This window comes from Streptomyces sp. NPDC004658, from assembly GCF_040609555.1.
In the GTDB taxonomy this organism is placed as follows: Bacteria; Actinomycetota; Actinomycetes; order Streptomycetales; family Streptomycetaceae; genus Streptomyces.
Window position 1 is genome coordinate 1 of sequence record NZ_JBEXKG010000312.1, and the last position, 4,162, is coordinate 4,162.

The 4,162-nt window shown below is 75.9% G+C and carries 4 protein-coding genes and 1 pseudogene; all 5 read left to right on the top strand.

Annotated elements, in window-relative coordinates:
• Positions 1-99: 99 nt before the first annotated feature.
• A pseudogene (locus ABZV94_RS40485) lies at positions 100-531 on the top strand (glycosyltransferase family 9 protein); the annotation flags it as partial.
• Positions 528-1,490 carry a glycosyltransferase gene (locus ABZV94_RS40490; protein ID WP_356349936.1) on the top strand — a complete coding sequence of 321 codons (963 nt, stop codon included), beginning with the start codon at positions 528-530 and terminating at the stop codon, positions 1,488-1,490. The pseudogene ABZV94_RS40485 and the gene ABZV94_RS40490, both read left to right, overlap by 4 nt.
• Complete coding sequence (locus ABZV94_RS40495; protein WP_356349939.1) at positions 1,487-2,719, top strand: glycosyltransferase; 1,233 nt, start codon at positions 1,487-1,489, stop codon at positions 2,717-2,719. Before ABZV94_RS40490 ends, ABZV94_RS40495 begins: the two co-directional genes overlap by 4 nt.
• Positions 2,716-3,543, top strand: coding sequence for an SIS domain-containing protein (locus ABZV94_RS40500; RefSeq protein ID WP_356349941.1), 828 nt, complete (start codon positions 2,716-2,718; stop codon positions 3,541-3,543). Before ABZV94_RS40495 ends, ABZV94_RS40500 begins: the two co-directional genes overlap by 4 nt.
• Positions 3,540-4,162, top strand: a 623-nt coding sequence (locus ABZV94_RS40505; RefSeq protein ID WP_356349943.1) for a PfkB family carbohydrate kinase, incomplete at its 3' end; no start/stop codon positions are given. The genes ABZV94_RS40500 and ABZV94_RS40505, both read left to right, overlap by 4 nt.

Sequence of the window (4,162 nt, forward strand, 5' to 3'; positions counted from 1 at the left end):
GTGGGGGCCAGGCCGCACAGCAGGGAGGCCGCCGCGAACCAGACGACCCCGAGGACGAAGACCTTCCGGCGGCCGTAGCGGTCGCCCAGCGAGCCCTCCCGCTGCGCCGAGGCGGTGGCGCTGCTCACCGACGCCGGGCACCGCGTCGTCGTCACCGGCGGCCCCGAGGAGACCGGCCTCACCCGGCGGGTCGGCGGGGATCTGGCCGTGGACCTCGGCGGCCGGACCTCCCCGCGCACCCTCGCCGGCGTCCTGCGCATGGCCGACGTCGTGATCAGCGCCAACACCGGCCCCGCCCACCTCGCCGCCGCGGTCGGCACCCCGGTCGTCTCGCTGTTCGCCCCCGTCGTACCCGCCGAGCGCTGGGCGCCGTACGGCGTCCCCGTCATCCTGCTCGGCGACCAGTCGGCGCCCTGCGCGGACACCCGGGCCCTCACCTGCCCGGTGCCCGGCCACCCCTGTCTGGACGAGGTGACCGGACAGGACGTGGTGCGCGCGGTGCACAAGCTCATCCAGGAGCGGCAGTCATGAACATCCTCGTCTGGCACGTGCACGGATCCTGGCTCACCGCCTTCGTGCAGGGCCCGCACACCTACCTCGTCCCGGTCACCGACGACCGCGGACCCGACGGACTCGGCCGGGCCGTGACCTGGAACTGGCCCGCGACCGTGCGGGAACGCACCCCGGAGGAACTGCGGGACTGCGACATCGACCTGATGGTCCTGCAACGCCCGCACGAACTCGACCTCGCCCTCCGCTGGACCGGCCGCCGGCCCGGCGTGGACGTCCCCGCCGTGTACGTCGAGCACAACAGCCCGGACGCGTCACCGGAACGCCAGCTCCACCCGCTGGCCGGGCAGTCGCGGATCCCCGTCGTGCACGTCACCCACTTCAACCGGCTGATGTGGGACAACGGCCAGGCCCCGGCCGAGGTCGTCGAGCACGGCATCATCGACCCCGGCCCGCTCTACACGGGCACCGAGCGGCGCGCGGCCGTCGTGGTCAACGAACCCGTGCGCAGGGGCCGTACCACCGGCACCGACCTGCTGCCCCGGTTCGCCCGGTCCGCCCCCCTGGACGTCTTCGGCATGCGCACCGAAGGACTCGCCGAGCACCTCGGCCTGCCGCCCGAACGCTGCCGTACCCGGGACCTGCCGCAGCACGAGCTGCACCGGGAGATGGCCCGGTGCCGGGTCTATCTGCACCCCGTGCGCTGGACCTCGCTCGGTCTGTCCCTGCTGGAGGCCATGTTCCTCGGCATGCCGGTGGTCGCCCTGGACACCACCGAGGCCCGGGAGGCGATACCCGAGGGCGCAGGGGTGGTCTCGAACCGTCTCGACGTCCTGGAGGACGCCGTACGGGCCTTCCTCGCCGACCCCGAGCAGGCCCGCCGCACCGGCGCGGCCGCCCGGGCCGCGGCCCGGGCCCGCTACGGAGAGCGGCGCTTCCTGGACGACTGGGAGCGCCTGATCAAGGAGGTCACCCGATGAGCCGCATTCCGCACACCGCCGGGCGCGTCGCCATGGTCTCCGAGCACGCCAGCCCCCTGGCCGCGCTCGGCGGGCCGGACGCGGGCGGCCAGAACGTGTACGTGGCGCAGGTCGCCCGGCAGCTCGCCAGAAAGGGATACCGGGTCACGGTGTACACCCGGCGGGACTCGGCGGGCCTGCCGGACCGGGTGACCCTCATCGACGGCGTGCAGGTGGTGCACGTGCCCGCCGGGCCGCCCGCGCCCGTCCCCAAGGACGAACTCCTGCCCCACATGACCGACTTCGGGAACTTCCTGGCCCGCCAGTGGGCCAAGAGCCCGCCCGACGTGGTGCACGCCCACTTCTGGATGTCGGGGCTCGCCGCCCTGGCCGGCGCCCGCGACCTCGGCATCCCGGTCGTGCAGACCTACCACGCGCTGGGCACGGTGAAGAAGCGCTACCAGGGTGCCGCCGACACCAGTCCGCCGCAGCGCCTCGCCATCGAGGAGGCCGTCGGCCACGAGTGCGCCCGGATCATCGCCACGTGCAGCGACGAGGTGGCCGAACTGAAGGCCATGGGGCTGCCGGAGGACCGGATCAGCGTCGTGCCGTGCGGCGTCGACCCCGACCAGTTCGCCCCCGTCGCCCGCACCCGCCCGTCCGGCGCCCGCAGGCGGCTGCTCGCCGTGGGCCGGCTCGTCCCCCGCAAGGGATTCGACCGCGCCATCCGCGCCCTGGCCGGCGTCCCCGACGCCGAACTCCTCATCGCGGGCGGCCCGGAGGCCGACCTGCTCGGCACCGAACCCGAGGCAGAACGCCTCTACGGCATCGCCGGCGAGTACGGCGTCTCGGACCGGGTCACCCTGCTCGGCGGGGTCAGCCGGGCCCGCATGCCCCGGCTGATGTCCAGCGCCGACCTGGTGCTGTCGCTGCCCCGGTACGAACCGTTCGGCATCGTCCCGCTGGAGGCCATGGCCTGCGCCACGCCGGTCGTCGCCACCGCCGTCGGCGGCCAGCTCGACACGGTCGTGGACGGCACCACGGGCGTCCTGGTCCCGGCCGACGACGACTACGACCTCGGCGCGGTCGTCCGCGCCCTCCTCGCCGACCCCGACCGGCTCGCCCGCTACGGAGCCGCCGGCCGTGCCCGGGTGCTCAGCCACTACACCTGGGACCGGGTGGCCGACGGCGTGGCCGGGGTGTACGGCGCCATGTCCTCCATCCGCTCGCTCTCGGGAGTGGTCCGATGAAGAGTCCGGCGAAGAGCGTCACCGACACGGCGCACGACAAGACCGCCACCGCCACCACGCACTGCGACGACCTCGCCAAGGCACTGGAGGCGTTCCGCGACCACGGCCCGCTCATCGAGCGCTGGGGCACCGAACTCGCCCGGCGGCTGGGCGCGGGCGCCCGCCTGCTCGTCGCGGGAAACGGCGGCAGCGCCGCCCAGGCCCAGCACCTGACCGCCGAACTCGTCGGCCGCTACCGCGACGACCGGCCGCCGTTCTCCGCGGTCGCCCTGCACGCCGACACCTCCTCCACCACGGCGATCGCCAACGACTACGGCGTCCAGGAGGTCTTCGCCCGCCAGACCGCCGCGCACGGCCGCCCCGGCGACGTGCTCCTGCTGCTGTCCACCAGCGGCGCCAGCGCCAACCTGCTGGCCGCCGCCGACCGGGCGCACCGGCTCGGGATGACGGTGTGGGCGCTGACCGGACGGGCCCCCAACCCGCTGCAACTGGGCGCGGACGAGACGCTGTGCGTCGACGCCCCCGTCGCCGCCACCGTCCAGGAACTGCACCTGGTCGCCGTCCACATGCTCTGCGAGGCCTTCGACCAGGCCGTCGAACGCGGGGAGGCCGACCACGGGGTGACGGCCACCGGCGCCGACGACCGGACGGACGCCGGGGGCGGACCCGGGGGCGAGCGCTTCGTCGACGGTCGGCGGGGTCTCGACGGCCGGCCGGACGCCGACGGCAGACCCGGTGTCGTCGGACGGCTCGTCGGCCGCGCCCGCACCGTCGGCCGGACCGCGCCCGGCGCGCCCGTAGCCCCCAGGAAGGGACACACATGACCGCCTCGCAGACCCCCCTGGTCGTCGTCGGCGACGCCCTGCTCGACCACGACCTGTGCGGCCGGGCCGAGCGGCTGGCCCCGGACGCGCCCGTCCCCGTCGTGCACGGCACCCGGCGCAGCTCCCGGCCGGGCGGCGCCGCCCTCGCCGCCTGCCTCGCGGCGGCCGACGGACGGCCCGTCACCCTCGTCACCGCCCTCGGCGACGACACCGCCAGCGACACCCTCCGGGAGCTGCTGGCCGGCCGGGTCGGCCTGGTCGAGGTGCCGCTGGAGGGCACGCTGAGCAGCAAGACCCGCGTCCTGGCCGGGGACCGGCCGCTGCTGCGCCTCGACGACGGCGAGGGCCGGGCCCGCGAGGCGACCCGGGAGGCGGTGTCCACGATCGCGGCGGCCGGGGGCGTCCTCGTCGCCGACTACGGCCGCGGTACCGCCGACGTCCTGCGGGACGCCCTCACGCACACGGCGGCCCCCGTCGTCTGGGACCCGCACGTGCGCGGCCGGCCCCCCGTCCCCGGGGTCCGCCTGGCCACGCCCTCGGCCCAGGAGGCCCGCGCCTTCGCCCGGCAGCTCGACGACGCCGGGCCGGGCGACACGGCCGGGCTGCGCACCGCCGCCCG

Bases quoted from the DNA above. Each gene is read 5' to 3' on its own strand.
- ABZV94_RS40490 (WP_356349936.1), top strand. From the start codon at position 528: ATGAACATCCTCGTCTGGCACGTGCACGGATCCTGGCTCACCGCCTTC.
- ABZV94_RS40500 (WP_356349941.1), top strand. From the start codon at position 2,716: ATGAAGAGTCCGGCGAAGAGCGTCACCGACACGGCGCACGACAAGACC.
- ABZV94_RS40495 (WP_356349939.1), top strand. From the start codon at position 1,487: ATGAGCCGCATTCCGCACACCGCCGGGCGCGTCGCCATGGTCTCCGAG.